1 pseudogene is annotated in these 248 nt (G+C 71.8%); it reads right to left on the minus strand.

The features are described 5' to 3' along the window. A pseudogene (locus SB771_RS36150) lies at positions 1–248 on the minus strand (hydrolase); the annotation flags it as partial.

Below are 248 nucleotides of genomic sequence, written 5' to 3' on the forward strand. Positions count from 1 at the left end.
CGGTGAGCCAGAAGCAGCCGCGCAGTTTCAGCAGCAGCGTCGAATGCCCCAACCGGAACAGGCTGCGGTCGGGCGCCGCGCCCAGGTCGGCGCGGGTCAGCGGCCGCACCGGAATCGGCTGGTCGGGCACCGTGCCGGCCGGCTTGCCGAACAGGAAGGCCCAGGTGAGCTTGAGGCCCTGCCAGAATCCGAGCGACGGGCGCGGCCGGGAGTTGTGGAATCGGCCGTCACGATGATGCGTCGGGCCG

Origin of the sequence: Burkholderia sp. SIMBA_051, from assembly GCF_046534915.1 — a bacterium.
Lineage (GTDB): Bacteria > Pseudomonadota > Gammaproteobacteria > Burkholderiales > Burkholderiaceae > Burkholderia > Burkholderia ambifaria.